21 protein-coding genes are annotated in these 25076 nt (G+C 68.4%); 4 read left to right on the forward strand and 17 right to left on the reverse strand.

The window, feature by feature from the left end; translation table 11 throughout:
• Positions 1-45 precede the first annotated feature (45 nt).
• Positions 46-636, forward strand: coding sequence for a TIGR03086 family metal-binding protein (locus HF886_RS09605; RefSeq protein ID WP_169652160.1), 591 nt, complete (start codon positions 46-48; stop codon positions 634-636).
• A 7-nt stretch (positions 637-643) separates the two neighbouring features.
• Here HF886_RS09605 and HF886_RS09610 read toward each other — a convergent pair whose 3' ends face one another.
• The 6 genes from HF886_RS09610 to HF886_RS09635 form a co-directional block, all read right to left on the reverse strand.
• Complete coding sequence (locus HF886_RS09610) at positions 644-1447, reverse strand: transglutaminase family protein (protein ID WP_169652161.1); 804 nt, start codon at positions 1445-1447, stop codon at positions 644-646.
• A gap of 40 nt (positions 1448-1487) precedes the next feature.
• On the reverse strand, positions 1488-2597 hold the full coding sequence (gene aroB, locus HF886_RS09615) for a 3-dehydroquinate synthase (RefSeq protein ID WP_169621800.1): 1110 nt from the start codon (positions 2595-2597) through the stop codon (positions 1488-1490).
• Positions 2594-3154, reverse strand: a complete 561-nt coding sequence (locus HF886_RS09620; RefSeq protein ID WP_169621798.1) for a shikimate kinase — start codon at positions 3152-3154, stop codon at positions 2594-2596. The genes aroB and HF886_RS09620 overlap by 4 nt, the downstream gene beginning before the upstream one ends.
• Positions 3155-3158: 4 nt before the next feature.
• Positions 3159-4346, reverse strand: a complete 1188-nt coding sequence (gene aroC, locus HF886_RS09625; protein ID WP_169621796.1) for a chorismate synthase — start codon at positions 4344-4346, stop codon at positions 3159-3161.
• Positions 4347-4394: 48 nt separating this feature from the next.
• Positions 4395-4997 (reverse strand): prepilin peptidase, encoded by a 603-nt coding sequence (locus tag HF886_RS09630; protein ID WP_346765336.1) that lies wholly within the window; start codon positions 4995-4997, stop codon positions 4395-4397.
• Between the two features lie 149 nt (positions 4998-5146).
• Positions 5147-6445, reverse strand: a complete 1299-nt coding sequence (locus HF886_RS09635) for a dicarboxylate/amino acid:cation symporter (protein ID WP_169652163.1) — start codon at positions 6443-6445, stop codon at positions 5147-5149.
• Positions 6446-6690: 245 nt separating this feature from the next.
• On the opposite strand from HF886_RS09635, the gene HF886_RS09640 reads away from it, so the two are divergent.
• Complete coding sequence (locus HF886_RS09640; RefSeq protein WP_169621793.1) at positions 6691-7065, forward strand: DUF1622 domain-containing protein; 375 nt, start codon at positions 6691-6693, stop codon at positions 7063-7065.
• A gap of 16 nt (positions 7066-7081) precedes the next feature.
• On the opposite strand, the gene HF886_RS09645 is transcribed toward HF886_RS09640, so the two are convergent.
• Positions 7082-8332 carry a DUF6596 domain-containing protein gene (locus HF886_RS09645; RefSeq protein WP_169652212.1) on the reverse strand — a complete coding sequence of 417 codons (1251 nt, stop codon included), beginning with the start codon at positions 8330-8332 and terminating at the stop codon, positions 7082-7084.
• A 5-nt stretch (positions 8333-8337) separates the two neighbouring features.
• Complete coding sequence (locus HF886_RS09650; protein WP_169621792.1) at positions 8338-8691, reverse strand: YciI family protein; 354 nt, start codon at positions 8689-8691, stop codon at positions 8338-8340.
• 140 nt (positions 8692-8831) lie between these two features.
• On the opposite strand from HF886_RS09650, the gene HF886_RS09655 reads away from it, so the two are divergent.
• Positions 8832-10418: an FMN-binding glutamate synthase family protein gene (locus tag HF886_RS09655; RefSeq protein WP_169621791.1), complete on the forward strand. Its 1587-nt coding sequence runs from the start codon at positions 8832-8834 to the stop codon at positions 10416-10418.
• A gap of 64 nt (positions 10419-10482) precedes the next feature.
• Here HF886_RS09655 and HF886_RS09660 read toward each other — a convergent pair whose 3' ends face one another.
• From HF886_RS09660 to HF886_RS09680, 5 genes are all read right to left on the reverse strand, one after another.
• Positions 10483-11322: a shikimate dehydrogenase gene (locus HF886_RS09660; RefSeq protein WP_169621790.1), complete on the reverse strand. Its 840-nt coding sequence runs from the start codon at positions 11320-11322 to the stop codon at positions 10483-10485.
• Positions 11312-13069: an endolytic transglycosylase MltG gene (locus tag HF886_RS09665; protein WP_169652164.1), complete on the reverse strand. Its 1758-nt coding sequence runs from the start codon at positions 13067-13069 to the stop codon at positions 11312-11314. Before HF886_RS09665 ends, HF886_RS09660 begins: the two co-directional genes overlap by 11 nt.
• Positions 13066-13584, reverse strand: a complete 519-nt coding sequence (gene ruvX, locus HF886_RS09670; protein ID WP_169621788.1) for a Holliday junction resolvase RuvX — start codon at positions 13582-13584, stop codon at positions 13066-13068. The genes HF886_RS09665 and ruvX overlap by 4 nt, the downstream gene beginning before the upstream one ends.
• A 2-nt stretch (positions 13585-13586) precedes the next feature.
• Entirely contained in the window at positions 13587-16253 is a 2667-nt protein-coding gene (alaS, locus tag HF886_RS09675) for an alanine--tRNA ligase (protein ID WP_169652165.1), read from the reverse strand.
• A 133-nt stretch (positions 16254-16386) separates the two neighbouring features.
• A complete protein-coding gene (locus HF886_RS09680) occupies positions 16387-17799 on the reverse strand; it encodes a replication-associated recombination protein A (RefSeq protein ID WP_169621786.1) in 1413 nt (470 codons plus the stop codon).
• A gap of 141 nt (positions 17800-17940) precedes the next feature.
• Here HF886_RS09680 and HF886_RS09685 point away from each other — a divergent pair, with 141 nt between their 5' ends.
• Positions 17941-19554 carry an alkaline phosphatase D family protein gene (locus HF886_RS09685; RefSeq protein WP_169652166.1) on the forward strand — a complete coding sequence of 538 codons (1614 nt, stop codon included), beginning with the start codon at positions 17941-17943 and terminating at the stop codon, positions 19552-19554.
• Positions 19555-19570: 16 nt separating this feature from the next.
• Here HF886_RS09685 and HF886_RS09690 read toward each other — a convergent pair whose 3' ends face one another.
• The 4 genes from HF886_RS09690 to HF886_RS09705 form a co-directional block, all read right to left on the reverse strand.
• Positions 19571-20737, reverse strand: coding sequence for a kinase (locus HF886_RS09690; RefSeq protein WP_169621784.1), 1167 nt, complete (start codon positions 20735-20737; stop codon positions 19571-19573).
• A 139-nt stretch (positions 20738-20876) separates the two neighbouring features.
• Positions 20877-21881, reverse strand: a complete 1005-nt coding sequence (locus tag HF886_RS09695; protein ID WP_169652167.1) for a transglutaminase family protein — start codon at positions 21879-21881, stop codon at positions 20877-20879.
• The gene (locus HF886_RS09700) at positions 21878-24433 is read right to left on the reverse strand and encodes a circularly permuted type 2 ATP-grasp protein (protein WP_169652168.1); all 2556 of its coding nucleotides are present in this window, start codon (positions 24431-24433) and stop codon (positions 21878-21880) included. Before HF886_RS09700 ends, HF886_RS09695 begins: the two co-directional genes overlap by 4 nt.
• A gap of 168 nt (positions 24434-24601) precedes the next feature.
• Positions 24602-24871, reverse strand: a complete 270-nt coding sequence (locus HF886_RS09705; RefSeq protein WP_169621781.1) for a DUF4235 domain-containing protein — start codon at positions 24869-24871, stop codon at positions 24602-24604.
• Positions 24872-25076 lie beyond the last annotated feature (205 nt).

The raw sequence follows: 25076 nt of genomic DNA on the forward strand, positions 1-25076 counted from the left end.
GTCGCCGGTCGGAACACAGGTGACCTTCGCACAGAGGAGATACCGATGACCGACATGATCGATTTGTCCGTAGCGACACGCCGCATGGACCGGGTTCTCGACGGGATCGGCGACGAGCATCTGCTCGCGGCCACACCGTGCACCGAGGCGACGGTCGGGATGCTCGTCGACCACGTGCTCGGGCTGACGCTCGCCTTCACCGCGGCGGCGAGCAAGGACTTCGAGGGCCTCACCGACACGCCACCGACACTCCCGACGGGTGAGCTTCCGGGCGGCTGGAACGATGTTGCCACCGCGAGGCTGAGCGCCCTCGCCGACGCGTGGCGTGATCCCGATGCGTGGGCGGGCACCACCCGCGCGGGCGGCATCGATCTCCCAGGCGAGATCGCCGGGCTCGTCGCACTCGACGAACTCGTCGTGCACGGCTGGGACCTCGCCGTCGCGACCGGGCAGCCCTATGCGTGCGAGCCCGACGAGATCGCCGCGTGCCTCGCGTTCGCCGGAACCGTGTCCGACGAACAACGCACGGAGGGTGCGCTGTTCGGCCCCGCCGTCTCGGTACCGGGCGACGCGCCCGCCCTACACAGGTTGCTCGGACTCACCGGCCGCGATCCGTCCTGGGCTCCGCCGGGCTGAAGGGGGGTCAGCCGAGCGAAACCGGCGAGGCGTATTCGTCGACCGGCAGGCTCCCGACCACGACGGCGGTCACCTTCGAACTCTTCAAGGTGAGGCTGCCGCCGTGGTTGTCGAGGAACGCGGTGTCGGCGGCGTCCCGGCCGGTGGCGATCCGCACGAGGGACGAGCGCGGGGCCAGCCGCGTCGGATCCACGACGCACCAGGCGCCGTCGACGTACGCCTCGGTGACGGCATGGAAGTCCATCGGGCTGCAGCCGGGAGCGAAGACGGAGACCAGTCGCGCGGGAATGTTCACCGCCCGCAGCAGCGCGATCGTCAGGTGCGCATAGTCGCGGCAGACCCCGGCACCGGCGAGCAGGGTGTCGGCGGCGCTGTCGGTACCGCGGCTGGCTCCCGGCGTGTAGATCAGGTGCTGTTCGACGAACTCGACGATCCGCGCGAGCGTCTCGGCATCCGGTTCGGGAGACCCGAACCGCGACGCGGCGAACCCGAAGAACTTGTCTGCCTCCGCGTACCGGCTGGGGCGCAGATACATCGAAAGGTCGGCCTCGGTTACCGGTGCCGAGGGGAACGAACCGTTCACGGTGGCCGAGTAGTCGACGGTCACCTTGCCGGGTGCGCAGTCGAGCATGTGGATTCTGGTTCCGTGCTCGACCACGACCTCCCGGGCGGTGATCTCGTCGTCGTTGTGGACGACCCGCATCGACTCTCGAACCTCGGCGTCGTCCGGGTTCGCCACAGCGATCTTCATTTCGATCCGGGTCGGCTCGGTGACTTCGAACTCGAGCGCGGCGGCGACTTCACGTTTCATACGACGATCGTGCCACCCGTCGCTCTCGGGCACCGAACCGCTAGAGCAGAACGGTCCCCGCGTCGGCCGAACCTTGGCGTGCCACCTCGGAATACGCGGCTACCAGCAAGGCCGGATCCGGTCCCTCGAGCCGTCCGGGCTTCGCGAGACCGTCGAGCACGACGAAACGCAGCAACCCCGCGCGGTTCTTCTTGTCGCTCTGCATTCCCTTGAGGAGATCGCCGAACGCGTCGGGATCGTAGGTGGTGGGCAGCCCGACGGATTCGAGGATCGTCCGATGACGCTCCGCGGTGGCATCGTCGAGCCGGCCTGCGAGCCGCCCGAGTTCCGCGGCGAACACCAGACCCACCGACACGGCGGCGCCGTGACGCCAGCGGTAACGCTCGCGCCGCTCGATCGCGTGCCCGAGAGTGTGTCCGTAGTTGAGGATTTCGCGAAGATCGGCTTCCTCGAGGTCGGCCGCGACAACCTTCGCCTTGACCTCGACGGAACGACGGATCAATTCGGGAAGCACCGTACCGAGCGGATCGACCGCGGCTGCCGGATCCTCTTCGATGAGGTCGAGAATCACCGGGTCTGCGATGAATCCGGTCTTGATGACCTCCGCGAGTCCGGCGATGATCTCGTTGCGGGGCACCGTTTCGAGTGTCGCGAGGTCGACGAACACCGCCGACGGTTCGTGGAACGCCCCGACGAGGTTCTTGCCCGCCTCGGTGTTGATCCCGGTTTTCCCGCCGACGGCGGCGTCGACCATCGCCAGCAGCGTCGTCGGTACGTGGTAGACCCGCACCCCGCGCATCCAGGTCGCGGCCACGAACCCCGCGAGGTCGGTGGCTGCTCCGCCGCCGAGGCTCACGATCGCGTCGGACCGAGTGAGGCCGATCCTGCCGAGAACCTCCCAGCAGAAGCCTGCGACCGCGAGTTCCTTGCCGTCCTCGGCGTCCGGGATCTCGATGCGGTGGGCGTCGATTCCCGTCTCGGCGAGCGCCTCCCGCACCGCCTCGGCGGTCTCGGTGAGCGTGGGCTGATGGAAGATGGCGACGGTCCGGGTGCCGGACAGCGCGCCGACGAGGTCGCCGAGCAACCCACGTCCGATGACGACGGGATAGGGATGAGCTGTGTTGACGTCGATGCGTACCGGTTCGGTCACGGTGTGGTGCTCCGATTCTCTGGAGTGGTCTGGACGGCAGCGGCATCTTCCGCCGCACCGAGTTTGGCGAGGACCTGCTGGACGACGCGGCCGGGGCTGCGACCGTCGGTCCGCACCCGAATGGTCGCCGACTGCCGGTACAACGGGCGTCGGCGGCGCATCAGATCGCGATATTTCTGGGCGGGGTCTCCCCCGTTGAGCAGGGGCCGCGAGGTGTTGTTGCCGGTGCGCCGTAACCCCTCGGCCACGCTGAGTTCGAGATACACGACGGTATGCCCGGCCAGACGTTGCCGCGTTCGGTCGGACAGGATGGCGCCACCGCCGAGCGAGACGATGCCGTCGTGCTGAGCGAGTGCCTCGGCGACGACCTTCTCCTCGATCTGCCGGAACACCGGTTCGCCGTCCTGCTCGAAGATCTCGGGGATCGTGCGGCCCGTGGTGCGTTCGATTTCCGCATCGGTGTCGAGCAACGACAGGTCGAGCGCCTGGGCGACTCGTCGGCCGATGGTCGACTTGCCGGCCCCGGGCGGACCGATGAGCACTGCACGCGGCGCCATGCCTCTACCGCGGCGGGCGCGCCGCAACACCTTTCAGGTAGTGCTCGATGTTGCTCACCGTTTCCGGGAGCGAGTCTCCGCCGAACTTCTCCAGGGCGGCCTGCGCGACGACGAGCGCGACCATCGCTTCGGCGACGACGCCCGCGGCCGGGACCGCGCACACGTCGGAACGCTGGTGGATGGCGACCGCTTCGTCACCGGTGGTCATGTCCACGGTCGACAGTGCCCGCGGGACCGTCGAGATGGGCTTCATCGCGGCGCGTACCCGCAAGGTCTCGCCGTTGGTCATGCCACCCTCGATACCGCCTGCGCGGTTGGTGGAACGGAGCACACCGTCGGGCCCGGGGCGCATCTCGTCGTGAGCGGCGCTGCCGCGTCGCCTCGCAGTCTCGAAGCCGTCGCCGACCTCGACACCCTTGATCGCCTGAATTCCCATGAGTGCCGCGGCAAGTCGCGAGTCGAGGCGATCGGCTCCGCTGACGAACGATCCGAGTCCGACGGGCAGACCGTGGACGACGACCTCGACGATGCCGCCGAGCGTGTCGCCGTCGCGCTTGGCTGCTTCGATCTCGGCGATCATCGATTCCTCGGCGGCCTTACCGAACGCGCGCACCGGGCTCGCGTCGATTGCCGCGAGATCGGCGGCTCCGGGCTCGGGGCCGACGTACGGCTCGGAGGCGCCGATGGAGATCACGTGAGAGACGACCTCGGCACCGAATGCCTGCCGGAGGAAGTTGCGGGCCACGGTTCCGGCGGCGACTCGCGCCGCCGTCTCGCGCGCGCTGGCACGTTCGAGCACCGGCCTCGCGTCGTCGAATCCGTACTTGAGCATGCCCGAGTAGTCGGCATGACCGGGTCGGGGGCGCGTGAGCGGCGCGTTACGCGCCTGCCCTTCGAGCAGCTCCGGGGCCACGGGGTCGGCGGACATGATGGTTTCCCACTTGGGCCACTCGGTGTTGCCGATCTCGATGGCGATCGGGCCACCGAGGGTGCGCCCGTGCCGGACACCACCGATGATGGTGACCTTGTCGGCCTCGAACTTCATGCGAGCGCCACGGCCGTAACCGAGCCGCCTGCGCGCGAGCTGGTCTGCGATGTCGTCCGATGTCACCTCGACAGAGGCGATCATCCCCTCGAGCATCGCGACGAGGGCGGGACCATGGGATTCTCCGGCAGTTATCCAACGCAGCACCCCGTCATCCTTCCACGGGCGCCGCCCGCGCGGTGACGCCACCCCTGGTCATTGCTCCACGCAGAATCCGAGCAGCGCAGCGGCGCACATCGACGGCCCGTGCGGCACCCCGGGCAGTGCACGCTCCGCACGCGGAGCCCGGCGACGCACGACTCCGAGGACCGCCACGACCAGCACGGTCAGCACCGACGGGAGCAGTGCCGCGACGAGCCACGCCCGGGTGCCGGCGACGGCGGTGGCGGCCCCGAGCGCAACTGCGAGTTTGACGTCGCCGGCTCCCAGCGACCGCGGGGACACCAGGTGCACGACGAGCATCGGAGCCGCCATCAGTGCGGCGCCCGCCAGCGCCGCGGCGCCGTGGCCGGTGAACCAGGCGACGGAAACTACCCCTGCGCCACCGCCGAGGGTGAGGATGTTCGGCAACCGCCGGACCAGGATGTCGACCGTGGCCAGGCCGACACTCCACCACCCGAGAAGTGCGAAGGCGAGCGTGGCGGGGGCTGTGCCGCCGAGGGTCGCCACGGCCCCGATCACCGCGCACGCGATCTCACAGATCCCGGCTGCGGGCACCCTGCCCGCCAGTCGTGCTGCCAGCGCGTACACCGCCGAACCCACCGCGGCACCCGCGACCACACCCCCGATGATCGTCACGGATGCCAGCGTGCCGCGGCGGACGGCACACCCGGCTCCGGCCGACATCGTCGTCGGCACTCCGGGGAGAAACACGCGCCCTGTGGACAAACTCGAACCGCAACCGGCCAGGCCACGCAGTCCGGCCGGCAGGCCGAGCTCGGACGGGTTCAGTCCGCGCGGTCGGCGCGCGCCAGCATGTCGTCGAGTTCCTCGACGTCGAGGGTGTCGGCGGTGACTTCCTTGCGCCCGTTGTAGACGTCGCGGTCGATCTCGTCGTCGGCGTTGGCGACCAGCATCGCGACGAAGGTGTCGCCGTTGACGTTGAGGAACGTCCGGAAGATGCCGGTGAACCAGTCGACAGCGATCAGCAGGCCCACCGCCTCGAAGGGCAGACCGAGCGAGGTTGCCAGGAACATCGCCACCACCGGGAAGCCGCCGGGCACGGTGATGGTGCCCATATTGAGCAGGATCGCCAGTCCCATGCCGAGAACGATCTGCCCGATGCTCAGGTCGACGTTTCCGGCCTGGGCAAAGAACATCACGACGATCATGTAGTTGAGGACGGCACCGTAGGAGCCCATCGTCAGTCCGACCGACAGCGTGAAGTTCGCGATCTTCTGGCTGACGCCGACCTTCTCCACCGTGTTCTTGAGAACCGTCGGGAAGGTCACCGCCGAACTGGTCGTGGTGATCGCGATCGCCGTCTGCTCGGCGAGCTTGGACGGCAGCTTCCACGGGTTCAACCCGGTCCGCACGCTCACCACCACGGTGAAGAACGCAAACAGGATGAGCACGCCGAGAAGCGTGGTTCCCAGGTATTTCAGGCCGGTGGTCACGACCGAGAACCCGACATCCCCCGCGAGGGAGGCCAGCAGGCAGAAGACGCCGATGGGGGCGATGTACATGACCAGCCGGATCATCGTCAGCACGATCTGCTGCACCTGATCGACAAACGTGAGGACGCGATCGTCACCCGACTTCGTGATGTGCTGGCGCAGCGCGAGACCGAATAGCAACGAGAACACGATGATGGGAACCATGGTCGCCGTCGACATCGCGTCGAAGATGTTCTTCGACACGAAGTTCACGACGGTGTCCTGCCAACCGAGGGCATCACCCGCAGACGCCTCGAGCGCCGAATCCAGCTCGCCACCGAAGACCATGCCGTCACCCGGGCGGATGACCGAACTCAGAACCCAGGCCAGCACCGCGGCCACCAGGGAGAACCCGATCATCCATGTGAAGGTCCGGAAGGCGATCTTGCCCGTCCCGGCGCCGCTCATCGATCCGGTTGCCACGATGACCGACGCCATCACCAGCGGAACGATGGACATCTGGATCAACCGGATGAACATGTCGCCGACGAACTGCAGATTCGCCGCCCATTCCCCGACGATCAACCCGAATGCCAGCCCCGCGACAGCAGCGAGTCCGATGTGGACTCCCGAATTCTTCACCAAGTTCATCGAATCTCCCGACTCCGTGCCTCGGCCACGTTCGAACAGAACGAAGGTGGCCGCGCAAACGTAAGCGGCGCTCACGTCGCCGGAGTTGCCTGCGCATTACGGCGTCGTTGCGGCGATCGGGGTCCGATGTCGCCGGAGCCGACCGGCACTTCGTCGAACTCCGACCGGAAGTTCCGGTGCAGAATCGGCGGACTCTGCGAGCATCGACAGGGAGCGCTTGCCGATCACCGGAAGGAACGCTGGATATGGAGCTTTCGTCGGTCCTCGAGCACGTCGGTTCTGCGATCGACGTCGTGGGTGTCGCGGCCATCGTCTTGGGAGCCGCGTCCGCCACGTGGACCGCGGTGGCGGCTCGGGTGCGCTCCCCCGGAGTCGCCGTCTACGAGCAGTACCGGCGCAGTCTGGGACGGTCGATCCTGCTCGGTCTCGAGTTCCTGGTGGCCGCCGACATCATCAAAACCGTGGCGGTGACCCCTACCTTCACCTCTGTCGGGGTTCTCGCGCTGATCGTCCTGATCAGAACGTTCCTCAGCTGGTCGCTGCAACTCGAGATCGACGGGCGCTGGCCGTGGCAGCGACGTACGGAGGGGGAGGTGCCTGTCACTCCCCCGTCCGGTTGACGCCGCGCCGGCCCAGTCAGTCGCCACTGCTGCGGCGCCGCCCGAGCTCGTCGTGCCGGCCCGACAGATAGGCACGCTCGACGCTGTTCGCGGTGCGGGTCGCGGCCTTCTCGTACGCGACCGCCGCGTCTCGCTGCCGGCCGAGACGCCGCAGAAGATCCGCGCGCGCCGCATGGAAGACGTGGTAGCGGTCGAGATCCAGTTCGTCGACGATCCGCAGGGCCACCTCGGGCCCGTCGGTCTCCGCGAGGGCGATGGCCCGATGGAGCGCCACGACGGGAGTGGGATGCAGGGCCAGAAGGTGGTCGTAGAGCTGCACGATCTGCGACCAGTCGGTCGCAGGAGCGGTCGCCGCGTCGGCGTGCACGGCAGCGATTGCGGCCTGGAGCTGATACGGACCGGGCCGGTTCAGTTCGATGCAGCGCCGGACGAGGACCTGTCCTTCCCGGATCAGGTTCCGGTCCCAGCGGGTGCGATCCTGGTCGGCGAGAAGCACCATCCGCCCGTCGGCGGTGGTCCGTGCGGCGCGACGCGACTCGCCGAAGAGCATCAACGCCAGCAGTCCCGTGCTTTCGGGGTCGTCGGGCAGGAGTTCGATCAACTGCCGGAGGAGCCGGATCGCCTCGGCACTGAGGTCGGTATCGCCGAGTGTTGCTCCCCTCCCGGCGGTGTGCCCCTCGGTGTAGATCAGATAGAGCACCGCGTGCACCGCGCCCAGCCGTTCCGGAAGGTCGGCCGCGGACGGCGTGCGGTAGGGAATCCTGGCGTCGCGGATCTTCGCCTTGGCCCGTGAAATACGCTGCGCCATCGTAGGTTCGGGAACGAGGAATGCGCGCGCGATCTGCGCGGTACCGAGACCGCCGAGCAGGCGGAGGGTCAGTGCCACCCGGGTCGCCGGGGCGAGCGCGGGATGGCAGCACGTGAAGATCAGTCGCAACCGGTCGTCGGGCAGGCCGGGTCCGGGGAGACCCTCGTGGACGTCGCCCTCCTGCACGCCGAGAAGCCTCGCTGCGTCGGCGTGTTTCGCGTCCCGCAGGACCTCCCGCCGTGCGTGGTCGATGGCGCGGCGTCGCGCGGTGGTGATGATCCACCCCGCCGGACTCGGCGGGATCCCCTCCCCCGGCCAGCGGTTCACCGCGACGGTGAACGCCTCCTGCACCGCGTCTTCGGCGAGGTCGAGGTCGCCGAAGACGCGGGTGAGCACCGAGACTGCACGTCCGTACTCGTCGCGGAAGATCCGTTCGATCTGTGTAGACGTCACCGACATCGGAGTCAGCCGCACGATCCCCACTGCAAGGGACGCACCTCGATCGGCAGCGTGGTGGCCTCGGCGAGTTTGCGTCCCCAGACAAGTGCAGCGTCGAGATCCTGGGCCTCGATGACGTCGAAGCCTCCGAGGTGTTCCTTCCCTTCGATATAGGGCCCGTCGGTCGTCACGACGCCCTGACCGCCGGCCCGGACGACGGTCGACGTGCTTGCCGCGTGAAGGCCTCCGGAGAAGACCCACGCTCCGGCCTCGCGCAGTTCGCGTTGGAGGACCTCCAGCTTCCGCATGATCGGCTCGAGTTCCTCGGGCGGCGGCGGATCGCCGTCGGGCTGATAGATGCTGAGCAGGTACTGGACCATTGCCGAATCCTTCTCGAGGTGGCCGGCTGTTCCGGCCGTTCATCTACTACACGAACGATAGGCGGCAGATTCGACATCCGGCCGAGAAGACGAACGGTTAAGTGGGCACGAGGACGACTCATTCCGCCTAGCGTGAGGTCATGGAGTGGTCGAAGGCCCTCGGCATCCCGGCTGCGGCCCTGGCCGCGGTGGCGTCGTACGACATGCTGCAGCGGAAGCACTCGCTGTTGCGCAATTTCCCGGTCGTCGGGCACGGACGACATCTCCTCGAGGCCGTCGGACCGGAGTTGCGGCAGTACATCATCACCCGCAACGACGAGGAGCGTCCGTTCACCCGCGACCAGCGCCGATGGGTGTACGCCTCGTCGAAGCAGGAGAACAACACCTTCGGGTTCGGCACCGACAACGATGTGGAATACACCGACGGATACACGATCATCAAGCACCGCACGTTCTCACAGGTCCCCGCGTCCGGCGCGCCACACAGCGGTGAGGCACTCGAGGTGCCCTCGGCGAAGATTCTCGGCGGACCACGAGGCCGGGCGAAAGCGTTCCGGCCTCGTTCGTTCGTCAACATCTCGGGAATGAGCTTCGGGTCCCTGTCCTCGGCCGCGGTCACCGCGCTGAACAAGGGAGCCGCGTCGGCCGGATGTATGCACAACACCGGCGAAGGTGGGCTCTCGCGCTATCACCGCCACGGCGCCGACCTGATCTTCCAGATCGGTACCGCCTATTTCGGGTGCCGCGACGAAGAGGGCCGGTTCGACCTCGACCGCCTCGTCGCACTCACGGAGTCGGCGCCGGTCAAGGCCATCGAGATCAAGCTGAGCCAGGGCGCCAAACCCGGGCTCGGCGGCCTGCTGCCGGCTACCAAAGTCACCCCCGAGATCGCCGAGATCCGCGGCGTCGCGATGGGCCACGACGTGGTCAGTCCGTCCCGGCACACTGCTTTCCACGACGTCGACAGCATGCTCGACTTCGTCGAACGCGTCGCCTCGGAAACCGGCCTTCCGGTGGGAATCAAAGCGGCCGTGGGTGATCCGACGTTCTGGCACTCGCTCGTGGAGTCGATGCGCAGCGGCGAGCGGGGCGTGGACTTCGTGACCATCGACGGCGGCGAGGGCGGCACCGGCGCCGCTCCGCTCGTCTTCACCGACGCAGTGTCGTTGCCGTTCCGGAGCGGCTTCGCGCGGGTCTATCGTCAGTTCGCCGAAGCAGGCCTCGCCGACGACGTCACGTTCATCGGATCGGGCAAGCTCGGCATGCCCGACAATGCCGTGGCCGCATTCGCCCTCGGTTGCGACATGCTCAACGTCGCCCGTGAACCGATGTTCGCACTCGGCTGCATTCAGGCACAGAAGTGCCACACCGACACCTGTCCGACCGGAGTCGCCAGCCACAATCGATGGCTCGAGCGGGGCCTGGATATTCCGTCCAAGGCCGACCGGGTCGACGGCTATCTGCGGGCGCTACGGCGCGACGTCCTCAAAGTGGCCGAGGCGTGCGGGGTGGCACATCCGAGCCTGATCGGTGCCGACGACGTCGAAGTCGCCGACGGCAACCGGCATTCGGTGACCCTCGCCGAACTCTACGGTTACCGGACGGACTGGGGGCTGCCGAGCCCCGCAGGTCGCGAGGCGATCACCCGGATCATGACGGCCGGCGAACCCGAGGCCTCCGGCGGCGCGGGGTCGCCCGGGGCCGCGACGAAACCCCCGGGAACCTAGCGGGCCGAACGGTAAGTCGCCGGTAACCGGTGCTCGGTGCCGCTGCGCGACCCCTCCGCCGGTCTCAGGCGTAGTCCAGCCCCACCGCGCGCGCCATGGCTTCTCGGGGTGCGGGCCGGCCGGTGAACTGCTCCACCTGCCCGAACGCCTGGTTGAGGAGCATGTGCAGTCCACTGATGACCACCGTCCCGCGGGCCTCCGCCGCCGAGGCGAGCGGCGTCGGCCACGGATCGTAGATCGCATCGAGAATGTACGGAGCGCGGGCGAGTGCGTCGGCGTACGGCGCTGCCGCAACAGCGGGCACGGTGCTCACCAAGGCGTCCGCCTCCGCGCACATCTGTCCGAGGCCGGGAGCATCGAACGGCACCCACCGGGCCTCGATGTCGTCCCCGAGACAATCGAACGTGGCCCGGGCGCGACCCTCGTCGCGCGCGACCACCGTCACGCTGCGGACACCGAGGTCGGTCAGTCCGACGAGCGCGGGACGCGAGGTGCCGCCCGAACCCACCACGACCGCGGATCCACCCCTCAGGTCGCGTACCCCGCCGGAGCGCAGCGCTCCCGTGACGCCGTCGACGTCGGTACAGTCCGCGCGCCACCCTCCGGGGACCCGCACGAGGGTGTTCGCCGACCCGATCGTCACGGCGCGCTCGGTGCGCTCGGTCGCGAATTCCAGGGCAGCGAACTTGCCGGGCATCGTCACCGAGACACCGACCCACTCGTCCCCGAGACCCGACACCAGACCGGGCAGTTCCTCGCCGGTGCACTCGATCCGGTCGTAGGTCCAGTCCGTCAGCCCGAGCGCCCGGTAGGCCGCGAGATGCAACAGCGGGGATTTCGAATGTTCGATCGGCTTCCCGAGGACCGCGGCCCTGCGGGCCACCGCGTTCAGATCATCTGCCACTGTTGAGAATTCCGCTTTCCAGAGCCTTCTGCGTGTTGACGAGGTGTTCTTCGTAGTTGTTCGCGAACAGGGTCGTGCCCTTCTCGTCGATCGTCACGAAGTAGGTCCACTCACCGGGTTCGGGGTTCTCTACCGCTTGGAGGGCGCCGATGCTCGGCGACGAGATCGGTGTCGCCGGCAAGCCCACGCTCGCGTAGGTGTTCCACGGGGTCACGAGTGCCCGGTCCGCGTCGGTGGTGGCGAGTTCCGTTTCGTCGAGTGCGTAGTTCACCGTGGAGTCGAACTGCAGCATCTGCCCGATTTCGAGGCGGTTGAGAATGACGCGGGCGACCTTGGAGAAATCGGCAGGCAGCGCTTCCCGCTCGACGAGCGACGCAGCGACCAGCAGTTCGTAGGGGGTCAGCCCGACCTTCGCGGCAGCTGCGGTGATACCGGTCTCGTCGTATTTGGCGGCGCTCGCGGAGACGAGGCTGCGCAGCACCTCGACCGGTTCGGCGCTCGGGTCGATATCCCAGCTTCCGGCTGCGATCAGCCCTTCGAGCTGGCGTGCCCGGTCGGGGACGTTCGCGACCGCTTCGCGGGCCCACTCCGGGACTCCCAGAGCTTCGAGGTCGGGGCTCGCGCCCGCTGCTTCGAGTTCCTCATAGGTCAGGCAGGTCGGCGTGCCACCGTCGTCGTAACAGCTTGCTTCGGAGATGAGCGTGTAGATGCCCTTGCGCACCGCGCCGGTATTGACGTCGCGGATGTCGTGAAGCTGCCGGCCCTCGGAGACGACGAATGCGCCCACGCGGCTGGTGCCGCTCACCAGCGCCGTAACAGCGTCGACCGCCGGGACGTTGGTCGGCACCCGGTAGTAGCCCGGGTGCAGGGCGTTCATTCCGGAGTTCTGCACGGCGGCTTCGTAGAACGCCGCGGAACTGGCAACGACGCCCTTGTCCACGAACTCGGTGCCGATCTCCTGTGCCGTGTCTCCCGGCTGCACCTGCACGACGACCTCGGGTCCGGCAGGCCCGGTGAAGTCGGGTGCGGGATCGGGCCCGGCAAGCTTGGTGTAGGCGAAGTAACCACCGCCCACGAGGACGACGAGCACCAGCGCCGCGGCAAGCGACCCGAGGATGCGTCCGCGCTTCTTGCGGGCGACGGCGCCTCCGGTTCGTTTGCCCCGGGGCGACGGCGCGCCGACAGCCGCGGGTACTGCGCGTGTCTCGGCGTAGTCCTCGTCGTCGTACGCGGACGAGTCGTAGTCGTCCTCGTCGTAGTCGTCGTACTCGTCGCGCGGGGCGGCGGCGGAGTCGCGGCCCGGGGCGGCTGCGGGGTAGGGATTGTTCCCGTCCCGAGGCGCGGGGTGGCGGCTGTAGCCGTCGCCGTCGTATCCGTCTCCGGTGTCGTCGTAGGCATCGCCGGTGTTGTCGTAGCGGTACCCCTCGCGCTGTGCGTAGGAGTACCCGTCGGCGTATTCGTCGTCGGCGTAGCCGGGTCGTTGTCCGCTCTGCTCGGGCGCATAGCCGGAGCCGGGTGCATGACCGGGAGGCGGACCGTCGAACGCCCCCTCCTCGAAATGCAGCACGTTCGTCTCGTCGTCGTCCGGCGAACGCGTCGGGTGCGGTTGCTGCGGCGGAGTGTCGTAGCGGTAGTCGCCTTCGCCACGCCGATCCGCCGGTCCCCGGTAGCTGCCGGCGTACGGGTCGGAGAACAACCCCTGCCTTGTGGGTTCGGAACGGTCGTCGGACTGCCCGTGCCGGTTCACCGGCTTCCCCCGAGGTCTCCGTCGGCTTCGTTCACTGCTGCGCTCCGCTCGTCCAACCAACCCTGCAAAATGGCCACGGCCGCGGCCTGGTCGATCACCGGCCGCGCGCCCCTTGCGCTCACCCCGCTCTCGCGGAGGGCACGCGCCGCAGTGACCGTGGTGAAACGTTCATCGGCCATGCGCACGGGAACGTCGGGCAATTGCCTGCGAATGCGGCGAGCGAAGTCGCTCGCCAGTTTCGCGGCCTTGCCGGGCTCACCGCGCAGCGTCTGCGGCAGCCCGACGATAACCTCCACGGCCTCGTATTCCATAACGATTTGGACAATGCGCCGGATATCCGGCGCGTCGGGACCGCGGTCTTTCGAGCGCGGCACGGTCTCGACGGGCGTGGCGAGGATGCAATCGGGGTCGCTCGAAGCGACCCCGATCCGCACGCTCCCGACATCGATCCCGATTCGTCGGCCTCGGCCGGGGTCGTCGGCCCCGGGTCGATCCGGGCCCGGCAGGTCAGCCACGCTCAGCCGGCCAGCTCGCTGAGCCGGGCGCGGAAGGCATCGAGTGCGGCACGGATGCCGGACGGATCCGAGCCCGCCCCCTGTGCCATATCGGGCTTGCCGCCGCCGCGTCCGCCGATCGCGGGTCCGAAGCTCGCGACGAGATCGCCGGCCTTGATGCCCATCGCCTGCGCGGGCTTGCTGGTGGCGACGACGAACGGAACCTTTCCGTCGGCACTGCCCAGGAGCAGCACGACAGCGGGCTCGGAGCCCAGCCGGCCGCGGATATCGGATGCCAGGGTGCGCAGGTCGTTGCCGGTGACGCCTTCGGGTGCCGCCTCGGCCACCACGAGCAGGTCGCCGATTCGCTGCGCCTTGCCGGCGTAAGTGCCCGCTGCCGCCGCGACGTTGGCCGCCTTCGTCTTCTCCAGTTCCTTCTCTGCCGCCTTGAGCCGCTCGATCAGCGACTCGACGCGTCCGGGCACCTCCTCGGAGGGAACCTTCAGCGTCGACGACAGGCCTGCGAGCAATGCCCGTTCCTTCGCGAGGTGGCGGTAGGAATCGAGTCCGACGTAGGCCTCGACCCGGCGCACACCCGACCCCACCGACTGCTCACCGAGGAGCGTGACGGTCCCGACGTGCGACGAATGCTGGACGTGGGTGCCGCCGCACAGCTCCATCGAGAAGGGGCCACCGATCTCGACGACACGCACCTCGTCGCCGTAGTTCTCGCCGAAGAGCGCCATCGCGCCCATCTTCTTGGCCTTGTCGAGGTCGGTGACGAACGTGTTGACCGGGTAGTTCGCTGCGACCGCCTCGTTGGTGACGACCTCGATGTCCTGCTTCTGCTGCTCCGACAACGCACCGGGCCAGGAGAAGTCGAACCGCAGGTAGCCGGGCTTGTTGAGCGAACCGGCCTGCACGGCGTTGGGTCCGAGGACCTCCCGCAGCGCGGCATGCACGAGGTGGGTGCCGGAATGGCCCTGTGTCGCGCCCTTGCGCCATTCGGGGTCGACCTGCACGAGCACCGCGTCGCCCTCGGTCACCTGTCCTTCGACCACGGTGACCTTGTGCGTCCACAACTGCTTGGCGATCTTCTGGACGTCGTCGACCTTGATCTTCAGACCCGGCCCGGTAATCGTTCCCACGTCGGCGATCTGGCCGCCCGACTCCGCATAGAGAGGGCTGCGGTCGAGGATGAGTTCGACCTTCTGCCCGGCGGATGCGGTGTGCAGGCGTTCGCCCCCGGTGATCACGGCGAGCACGTGCGCCTCGGTCACGAGTTCACCGAAGCCGGTGAACTCGGTGGGGCCACGGTCGAGGAGTTCCTTGTAGACCGTCAGGTCGGCGTGCGCGTGCTTGCGGGCCCGCGCGTCGTCCTTCGCGCGCTGGCGCTGTTCCGCCATCAGCGACCGGAAGCCGTCCTCGTCCACGGTCAATCCGGCCTCGGACGCCATCTCGAGCGTGAGGTCGATGGGGAAGCCGTAGGTGTCGTGGAGGGTGAATGCGGCGGTTCCGCCGAGCACGGTCTCGCCCTGTGCTTTCGCGGCGTCGACCGCCCCTTCGAAGAGCTTGCTGCCGGTGCCGAGCGTCTTGAGGAACGCGGTCTCCTCACCGACCGCGACCGTCTCGATGCGCGAGAAGTTGGTCGCGAGTTCGGGGTAGGACGGCGCCATCGTGTCGCGGACGACGGTCATGAACTCGGCCATCGTGGGACGGTCGGCGCCGATCAGACGCGCCGAGCGCACGATCCGGCGAAGCAGACGACGCAGAACGTATCCACGGCCGTCGTTGCCGGGGTTGACGCCGTCGACGATGAGCATCGCGGCCGTGCGGGCGTGGTCGGCGATCACCCGGAAGTGGACGTCGTCCTCGTGCTTGGCGCCGTACACCGCGCCTGTCAGTTCGGCGGCTTTGTCGATCACGGGACGGAGCAGATCGGTCTCGTACACGTTCTCGACGCCCTGGAGCAGGAACGCCACCCGCTCGACGCCCATACCGGTGTCGATGTTCTTCTTCGGCAGCGGTCCGAGGATCGGGTAGTCGTCCTTGGAGCGGCCTTCGCCGCGCTCGTTCTGCATGAAGACGAGATTCCAGATCTCGATGTAGCGGTCTTCGTCGGCCTCCGGGCCGCCCTCGACGCCGTACTCGGGGCCGCGGTCGTAGAAGATCTCCGAGCACGGGCCGCACGGGCCGGGGATTCCCATGGACCAGTAGTTGTCCTTCATGCCGCGCCGTTGGATGCGGGCCTCCGGCACGTTCATCTTGTCGCGCCAGATCGCGAACGCTTCGTCGTCGTCGAGATACACGGTGACCCAGAGCTTTTCCGGATCGATGCCGTAACCGCCGTCGTCGACGGAGCCGGTGAGCAGCGACCACGCGAAGGCGATGGCCTCTTCCTTGAAGTAATCCCCGAACGAGAAGTTGCCGGCCATCTGGAAGAACGTGTTGTGCCGGGTCGTCTTGCCGACCTCTTCGATGTCGAGCGTGCGCACGCACTTCTGCACCGATGTCGCACGGGTGTACGGCGGGGTCTGCTGCCCGAGGAAGAACGGCACGAAGGGAACCATGCCGGCATTGACGAACAGGAGATTCGGATCGGCGAGGATCAGCGACGCGCTGGGTACCTCGGTGTGGCCGGCCTTCACGAAGTGATCGAGAAAGCGCCTACGGATCTCGTGGGTCTGCACGTCATGGTCCTTTGTCGTGTGACGGTTCCGGGAACTGCCCGGTGTGGCCTGCCGGCCGCGCGAAACGGCCATCGTTCAGCTTAACGTCCCGGCGCAACCGGCTTCCGGTCGGTACGACGGGCGTCACGCCCGCCTACCGCTCGCCTCGCACGATGCGGCGGAGCTTCGGCACCCGCGACGCCAGTTCACGTTCGGCTCCGTGGTTGGTCGGCCGGAAGTAGTCGACCCCGACCAGTTCGTCGGGCGCGTACTGCTGGGCGAGCACGCCGTCCGGATGGTCGTGCGGGTAGCGGTACCCGACGGCGTTGCCGAGCTTCTGCGCGCCCTGATAATGCCCGTCACGCAGGTGCGCGGGCACCATCCCGGCCTTGCCCGCTTTGACGTCGGCGATCGCCGCTCCCAGCGCAGCGGTGACCGCACCCGACTTGGGGGCTGTCGCGATGTGGATGGTGGCCTGGGCGAGAGCGAGCTGAGCCTCGGGCATCCCGACCTGCTGCACGACGTGTGATGCGGCGACGGCGGTCTGCAACGCGGTGGGGTCGGCCATTCCCACTTCCTCGCTGGCCTGGATCATCAGGCGCCGGGCGATGAAGCGGGGGTCCTCCCCCGCGACGATCATCCGCGCCAGGTAGTGCAGGGCGGCATCGACGTCGGAGCCGCGCAGCGACTTGATGAACGCGCTCGCGACGTCGTAGTGCTGGTCGCCGTCGCGGTCGTAGCGCACCGCGGCCCTGTCGATGCTCGACTCGACCGTGGACAGATCGATGACGGCGTCGCCGTCGCCGGCCCGGTCCGACGCCGTCTCGGCGGACGCCTCGAGCGCGGTGAGCGCGCGTCGCGCGTCGCCGCCTGCGAGACGTACGAGGTGATCGAGCGCGTCGTCGGTGATGTCCACCACGCCACCGAGTCCGCGTTCGTCGACGCGGGCGCGTTCGAGCAGTTGCCGGATGTCCTCGGTGCCGAGCGGTTGCAGTTGGAGCACCAGCGAGCGCGACAGCAGCGGAGCGACGACGGAGAAGGAGGGGTTTTCGGTCGTCGCCGCGACGAGCAGCACGATCCGGTTCTCCACGGCGGCGAGCAACGCATCCTGCTGGGTCTTCGAGAACCGGTGGACCTCGTCGATGAACAACACCGTCTGCTCGCCGTGGGCGAGGCGGCGGCGCGCCACATCGATGACCGCACGCACGTCCTTCACACCGGCCGACAGAGCCGAGAGCGCTTCGAACCGCCTGCCTGTCGCACCGGAGATCAATGACGCGAGCGTCGTCTTCCCGGTCCCGGGCGGGCCGTACAGCACGACGGACGCCGCGCCCGAACCTTCCACGAGGCGTCGGAGCGGAGCGCCGGGTTCGAGCAGGTGCTGCTGGCCGACCACCTCGTCGAGACTCGCGGGACGCATGCGGGCGGCGAGCGGAGCCGAGGGCCCGGTCGGCGCTGCGGGTGCGCGGCGTATCTCCGGTTCGGGTTCGGGTTCCTCTGCGCGCGGCGCCTCGAAGAGGGCGTCCGGTTCTGCCGAAGGATCCTCCGCACCGAATACGTCACTCACCACTCCGACGCTACAAGCTCCCACCGACCGTCGCGGTCGCAGTACCCGGTGAACAAGCGGCGACATTTCGGTGCATATCTGCCGTTTGCCCTGAATCGGGACCCTCGGCATGGTCAGATCGACGCCGTGCCCCTACTTCGTGTGACGCGTCGAACACTCCTGCGAGCCGGCGCGGTGGTCGCCGGCACGTCTGCCCTGGCCGCGGCGACCGCTCCCGGCGCGTCGGCGGCTCCGCCTGTCTTCGCACACGGCGTGGCCTCCGGTGACCCGCTTCCCGACGCGATCGTCCTCTGGACCCGCGTCACTCCCACACCCGATGCGGTCCCCGGCTCGGGCGTGGGCCCCGCGACCACGGTGCAGTGGGAGATCGCCCGGGACGCCGACTTCTCCGACACGGTGGCCTCGGGATCGGTGTCGACGACAGCCGACGCGGACCACACCGTGAAGGTCGATGCGACAGGCCTGGCCGCCGACACGGAGTACTACTATCGCTTCCTCGCCGGCGGGGCCGTCTCCCCCACCGGGCGCACACACACCGCACCGGCCGCCGACGCGCACGTCCAGCGTCTCCGGTTGGGCGTCGTATCCTGCGCGGACTGGGAGGGTGGCTACTTCGCGTCGTACCGGCATCTCGCCGCACGCGGCGACCTGGACGCGATGGTGCATCTGGGCGACTATCTGTACGAGTACGCGGCCGGCGAGTTCCCCGTTTCGACGGGATCCGAAGTACGGGCGCATCGTCCGTCGCACGAGATCGTCACCACCGCCGATTACCGGATGCGGCACGGCCAGTACAAGACCGACCCCGATCTGCAGCGGCTACACGCCCTCGTGCCGTGGATCGTGGTGTGGGACGACCACGAGTCCGCGAACGACGCGTGGTCGGGCGGTGCCGAGAACCACGACCCGGCGACCGAGGGCGACTGGGCCGCGCGCAAGGCCGCGTCGGTCCGGGCCTACTACGAATGGATGCCGGTCCGGAGGGAAGGCGATCGTCTGTACCGGCGGCTCCGGTTCGGTGACCTCGCCGAACTGTCGATGCTCGATCTGCGCACGTACCGTTCCGAGCAGGCTCGGCCGGTAGACGGGAAGACTGTCGACGAGCCCGGCCGCACCATCACGGGCAAGGACCAGATGGCCTGGCTCACCGCGGGCCTGACGAGTTCTCCGACTCGATGGCAGCTCGTCGGCAACTCCGTGATGTTCGCACCGCTCCTGCTCCCTCCCCTCGACGTGCGCACGACCGGTGCGCTCACCGCACTGCTCGGTGCGCCGTCGAACGGGGTGCCGTTCAGCACCGACCAGTGGGACGGGTACCCGGCCGACCGTCGGCGTCTGCTCGACGCGATCAGCGGCGCGGGACGACGCAATGTCGTGTTCCTCACGGGCGATATCCACACGTCGTGGGCGATGGACATTCCCGCCGATCCGGCCGCCTATCCGGGTGCGGGCACCGTCGCCACCGAGTTCGTGGTGCCGTCGGTGACGTCGGCCAACATCGACGAGTTGCTGGGGGTCCCGCCGCGCACGGCATCACCGGCGCTGGAGGAGGTCGTGCGGTCGACCAACCGGCACGTTCGGTTCGTCGAACTGGACTCGCACGGCTTCGGGGTGCTCGAGGTGACCCCGGATGCGGTGCAGATGGAATGGTTCTTCCTCGGCGACCGTACCGACCCGTCGACCGGCGCACGACGAGCAGCGGGCTTCCGTGTGCTGAACGGCACCGCATGCGTCGAACCCGTACCGCCGGTGTAACCCGGACTGGTGGGCGTCAGGCCGCTTCGCGTGCCTCGAGCTGTTCGAGCACCTCGCGCGCATGTCCGGCGACGTCGTCGTGGCCGGTGTCGGCCGCGAAATCCGCGAGCAGCATCCAGCGGGAACGCAGTGCTTCGATTCGCGGCACCGACAGTTCGTGCTCGCGTACCGAGGCGATCCGGGCGTGGTCCTCGGGCAGGAAGAGATGGGTGCTGAGCCAGACGCACGCCAGCAGCGCGTCCAGAAGGCGTTCGGCCAGCACTTCGTCGTAGGCCAGGTGCGGCCACATGCCGACGACCTCGGCGCGCCACGCGTCGGCCATCGCCCGCATCCGCTCCACGGTCATGGGAACGGCACACACGCACAGGGGGAAGGACGTCAGGGCGAATGCGATATCGAGGGTCGCGTCCCGGAAGCCTCCCCACTCGTAGTCGAGGAACTGCACGCCGTCGTCGCCGACGACGATGTTGTCCGGGCACAGGTCCGACGGGCTGAAGGCCCGGTGACGACCGCCGGTGAACAGCTTTGCGGCGCGTTCGGCCCGTTCCCGGACCGAATCGGGCACGGTGAGACCGAAATCGGTACCCAGCAGTTCGGGCACACCGCGCACTGCGTCGATCGCCTGTTCGGACACCGTGTCGGCGACATGCGAGACGTCGGCGCGGCGCAGCAACGCCGCGAAGTCCTCTTCTCGTCCCACGGTCGCGGCGTGCATCCGGCCGAGAGCCTGCGCAAGCGCCATGAGCGTGTTGCCGACGGTCTCGCTGTCACCACTGCGCATCAGGGTCGCGAGAGGGGTCGCGTCGCCGAGATCGCTCAGGACGAGCAACCGGGTCGCGAAGTCGTACGCGAGCAGTTCCGCACCGGGACGGTGGTCCTTGGCGAGGGCGGTCGCGAACTGGTAGGAGACCGCTTCGCGCAGGAACGCGATCTGCTCGTCTGTCGCGGAACCGTGGAGGTCGACGTGGCCGGCACCGCGCGACGGCGGCACCTGCTTGAGCACGAGTGTGCGCGGCAACGAGAAGGGGTTCGCGGCGACCCGCACCCGGAGAACAACCGACCTGCCGCTGCCCCCGAGGTCGACGGGATCCGCCAGTTTGACCGGCGCCCCGGTACGACGAGTGAGCAGCTGCTCGGCTGCCTGCACTACCTCTGACACGGGGTCCGCCAATGTTGCAGTCATCACGGACCAATCTACAGGTTCTCGGTCACGGAATGGGCTCGCAGAAGACCTCGGTCACTCAGGACCTTCGACGGTCACGCTCGACAGGGCACGTCCGCTTTGCCCGGACCTGCACCGTCCCGGCAGCGCACCGGGTGTCTCACGGGATCGACGACCGGGCACCCGCGGACGTGTTCCCGATGTCCACGGGGTTTCGATCACCCTGATCGGAACGTCCTCCCGCAGCGGAGAATTCTTCGTCGACCGGCGCGACATCGACCGACACCTCGATCGTGCTGTCCTGCGCCTCCGTGTAGATCACGCCCCGCAACGGCGACACATCCGCATAGTCGCGTCCCCACGCCACGGTCGTGTACCGCTCGTCGCCGAGTTGATCGTTCGTGGGGTCGAAGTCCAGCCATGTGCCGTCCGGCAGCCACACCGACGCCCACGCATGCGTCGCGTCCACCCCGACCATGCGTTCCTTGCCGGGCGGCGGGTCGGTCGCGAGATATCCGGAGACGTAGCGTGCGGCGAGCCCCTGGGAGCGCAGGCAGGCGATCGCCAGGCGCGCGAAGTCCTGACACACGCCAGATCCGGCCGCGAGGACTTCCGCAACGCGGGTGGACACGGATGTCGACCCCGACCGGTAGGTGAAGTCCGTGAAGATTCGGTGTGTCAGGTCGACGATCGCCTCGGCGATCGGTCGCCCGGCCGTGAACGTCTTCTCCGCGTAGGCACGCACGTCGTCGTCGATCTCGGGTGGATGCACATCGAGTACGAAGTCGACGGCCAGCGCACCGGCGGGACCGGCCGGGCGGGCCGTTTCCCACGGCGCCAGACACGCCGGCATCCGCAACCGCCCCGGGTCCGGAGGTGAGACCGCGACCTCGGAGCGTCCGACCACTTCGAGCACGTCGTGCGTGTCGGTGACGTGGAAGAACAGGTCGCGGTTGCCCCACAGGTCCGCGCCGGTGGACATGTCCGCCGGCGAGGGACTCACGGTGACCTCACTGGAGAGCACCTGCTGCCGGTCGGTTTCCCGGGGAAGCAGATATCCGCGTCCGTAGGAGGAGGTCACCGCGCCCGAGTAGCGGTAGGTGGTGCGGTGCACGATGCGGTACCGCCGCACACCGGGATCGCTGGATCCGTCGGCGACTGTCATGGCAGGTCCCTCCGCTCTGTGCCGCCCCACAGCGGCCGGGTTCCGCCGGGCAACGACAGCGGTCCCTTCATCAAGACGACGGCGAGTTCCGTCAGCCCGGCGTGGGTGGAGTCGAGCAGGCGCGCGAACTCCGCCCGGACACCGTCGGTGACGGTCTCGAGGTCGGACGGGTCGCAGCGGCGCAATGTCGCGAGGAGTTCGTCGACGAGCCGTTCCGGCAGGGACGAGCCCGACGAGTGCGGCAATGCCACCAGGTTCTCGCGCAGCCGATCGAGGAGGTACGCGAGCGAGCGCGGATTACCCGGATCGAACAGGAGCAGTTGGGCGACGGCGGCGACGCGCACCGTGGTGTTGCGTCGCCGGAACGTCACCGAACTCTCCGCTGCGGCGAGCACCGACTCCATGAGCGCGCGTTCGGTGGGCCGGGTGTGCTCGCGGGTCAGGGTCGAGGACAGCAGCGACACCAGCGCCAGGCCCCGCTCGAGGCGCTTGCCGATGTCCATCACGTGCCAGCCCAGGTCGCGCACCATCGATTCCGCGCCGAGGCCGGACAGGGCGAGCATGCCGTTGAGCACCGCCGACTGGGTCGCGCCGAGCTGCGCGCCGTCGTCTTCCGGATCGACCGCGAGGTCGTCGAGGGCGCGCTGCACGTCGGCCAGGACCGTCCAGGTGTCGTGCGAGAGCTGGTCGCGCACGGCGCGGGCGGCGCGTTCGAGTCCACCGAACGACTGCGCCAGCGAGCCCGGCCGCGCACGATCGACGGTCAGGGCGCGGAACTCCGCCGCGACGTTGCGATGGTCGTCGACCATAGAGACACCCTCGCTGAGCTGCGACGTCGAGACGAGTGTGCCGAGCAGAACCGGCAAGCACTCGCTGCCTTCGAGCCACGGCCGGTTCCGGTAGTCCTGGTAACGCTCCCTCATCGAAATGAGCAGTCGCGCCGTGTCTTCTGCGCGCTCGCTGTAGCGGCCGATCCAGAACATGTCGTTGAGCACGCGCGGCGAGGCCACCACCTCGGTGGAAGGCGCCGCGAAACGCGGTAGCGATTCCGGCGCGGCAGAGCCCGCCGCGTCGGTGGTGGCGCCACCCGCGACAGTCCGTACCCAGACATCCTTCGCCGCCACTCGCGGTTCGGTTTCCGGCGCGGCGCCCGGTACCAGCACCTCACACAGCCCGCCGGGCATGGGCGTGTATCCGACGCGCTGCGCAACGGTGAACAACCGAAGACTCACGGGAGACGCCGTCACGGCCGTTCCGTCGAGGCTGGGCGCGTGGGAGTACTCGACACGTTCCTGCGCCACCCACTTGCCAGGTTGCGCCTTCACGCGGGCGAGCAATTCCTCCCGCTCTGCGACGGTCAAGGTCTCGCCGACGACGGTTTCCGCGGTGACGGTGGAGCGCAAGACCAGATCGGGAAGGCGCGAGGTGAGTTCCGAGAGTCCGGAGGCGGTCCCGCCCCAGTGCGTCTCCTCCGACTCGAGCAGGAGTTCCTCGTCGAGCAGCGCCCGGGCGAGCGGCCGAAGATATCCCGCGAGCGCGGGGTTTTCGAGGACTCCGCTGCCCAGGGGGTTGACCAGTGACACTCCACCGCGACGGACGACTTCCACTAGCCCGACCACGCCCAGCCTCGAATCACGCCGGAGATCGAGCGGGTCGGCGTAGTCGGCGTCGATGCGCCTCATCACCACGTCGACGCGGGTCAGCGACCCCAGCGAACGCATCCACAGCCTCCCCTCCCGCACGGTCAGGTCGGCCGACTCGACGAGCGGCACGCCCAGCACGCTCGCGAGATGCGCTTGGTCGAAGGCTGTTTCGGATTGCGCACCCGGACTGAGCACCACCACGAACGGGTCCTCGACACCGCTGGGCGCGACATCGCGCAGCGCGAGCCTGAGCGCGTGACCGAACGGTGCGAGGGGCCGCGGGCCGGCGGTGGTGTAGATCTCCGGCATCGCATGGGCGACGACCCGACGATCCGCCATCGCGTAGCCGAGACCGGACGGCGCCTGGGTGTGGTCGCGGATCGCACGGAAGCTACCGTCGCGATGCCGCGCCACATCCACCGCGTGGATGAAGAGTTGATGCGGCCCCGGAAGAGTGACTCCGTGAGCCGCTCGCAGGTATCCGGGATGGCCGAAGACCAACTCCGGAGGCAGCAAGCCCGTGGTGAGTGTGCGCTGCGGGCCGTACAGGTCTGCCAGCAGTGCGTCGAGCACGCGCGATCTCTGCACGAGCCCTCGTTCGAGGACCGCCCAGTCGTCTGCGGCGAGAACCAGGGGTAAGGCGTCTACTTCCCAGCGCACCGGGCCGGTCGGTTCTCCGTCCGGGCCCACCGAGTCGACCGGGTTGTAGGTGATGCCGTGATTGTCGACCAGGGTGCGTACACGTCGCCGGTAGCGCTCGAGCACCGCGGGCGAGCGGCCCTCGAGCACCCCGGCGAGTTCGCTCCAGTGCTCCCGGATCTCACCGGAAGCGGTGTGTAGCTCGTCGTACTGCGGACTGAACGGGGTGTCGTACTCCCCGACCGGATCCGCCTCGGCCACGTCGTGCATGAAGCGCCGCCCTCTCGATCTTTCCGTCGGCGCACCGTCGTTCACGACTCGCTCGACCGTCGCACCGGCGACGGGTCAACTCTGCCAGGTGGAGTTGCTCAACGTGTATTCGCGGCGGACCCGGCGGCGTGCGGGGTGCCGCACGTCACTGCTCCGGACCGAAGGTGACTATGCCGGCGACTTGTGGGTGACCTTGCTGAAGCTCTTCGCGGTTGCGCGGTCCACGCCGGCTTTCACCATGCCGAAGATCAGGCCCTGCAACGCGGCTGCGATGAGCACGTCGCGGGTGCTCTGTGACAGGTCTTGTGGTTCCGGCTTCGGGCGATTCTGCCCCACTCGCTTCCACACCTGCTGGAAGACCGCTCCCGCGAGCACACCTCCCCCGACACTCGCCGCCAGGGCAAGGGGCTTGTACATCATCACGCTTGCGTCGGGCATGTGCAGGTTCCTCCTCCGGTGCGGTGCCGACGGTGGCACCGCGATCTCCCGACCGAGGTACCCGCCTGCTCCGGGGCGCAAACGGCGAGCACGACGACGCCGAGAGCGCTCGCATTGTGAGCGGCGGGTTCGTGGCGGGGTTTCGAGTCGGCGTTGGATTCGGTATTTCTAGGACTTCCGTCCGATTCGAACTCCGCCGGTCAGA

Origin of the sequence: Rhodococcus sp. 105337 (genome assembly GCF_012844225.1) — a bacterium.
Taxonomy (GTDB): Bacteria; Actinomycetota; Actinomycetes; order Mycobacteriales; family Mycobacteriaceae; genus Rhodococcus.

Excerpts from the sequence above, each read along its gene's own strand:
- HF886_RS09605 (WP_169652160.1), top strand. The coding sequence starts at position 46 with ATGACCGACATGATCGATTTGTCCGTAGCGACACGCCGCATGGACCGG.
- HF886_RS09610 (WP_169652161.1), bottom strand. The coding sequence starts at position 1,447 with ATGAAACGTGAAGTCGCCGCCGCGCTCGAGTTCGAAGTCACCGAGCCG.
- HF886_RS09620 (WP_169621798.1), bottom strand. The coding sequence starts at position 3,154 with ATGGCGCCGCGTGCAGTGCTCATCGGTCCGCCCGGGGCCGGCAAGTCG.
- HF886_RS09635 (WP_169652163.1), bottom strand. The coding sequence starts at position 6,445 with ATGAACTTGGTGAAGAATTCGGGAGTCCACATCGGACTCGCTGCTGTC.
- HF886_RS09640 (WP_169621793.1), top strand. The coding sequence starts at position 6,691 with ATGGAGCTTTCGTCGGTCCTCGAGCACGTCGGTTCTGCGATCGACGTC.
- HF886_RS09645 (WP_169652212.1), bottom strand. The coding sequence starts at position 8,332 with ATGTCGGTGACGTCTACACAGATCGAACGGATCTTCCGCGACGAGTAC.
- HF886_RS09650 (WP_169621792.1), bottom strand. The coding sequence starts at position 8,691 with ATGGTCCAGTACCTGCTCAGCATCTATCAGCCCGACGGCGATCCGCCG.
- HF886_RS09655 (WP_169621791.1), top strand. The coding sequence starts at position 8,832 with ATGGAGTGGTCGAAGGCCCTCGGCATCCCGGCTGCGGCCCTGGCCGCG.
- HF886_RS09690 (WP_169621784.1), bottom strand. The coding sequence starts at position 20,737 with ATGACTGCAACATTGGCGGACCCCGTGTCAGAGGTAGTGCAGGCAGCC.
- HF886_RS09695 (WP_169652167.1), bottom strand. The coding sequence starts at position 21,881 with ATGACAGTCGCCGACGGATCCAGCGATCCCGGTGTGCGGCGGTACCGC.
- HF886_RS09700 (WP_169652168.1), bottom strand. The coding sequence starts at position 24,433 with ATGCACGACGTGGCCGAGGCGGATCCGGTCGGGGAGTACGACACCCCG.
- HF886_RS09705 (WP_169621781.1), bottom strand. The coding sequence starts at position 24,871 with ATGCCCGACGCAAGCGTGATGATGTACAAGCCCCTTGCCCTGGCGGCG.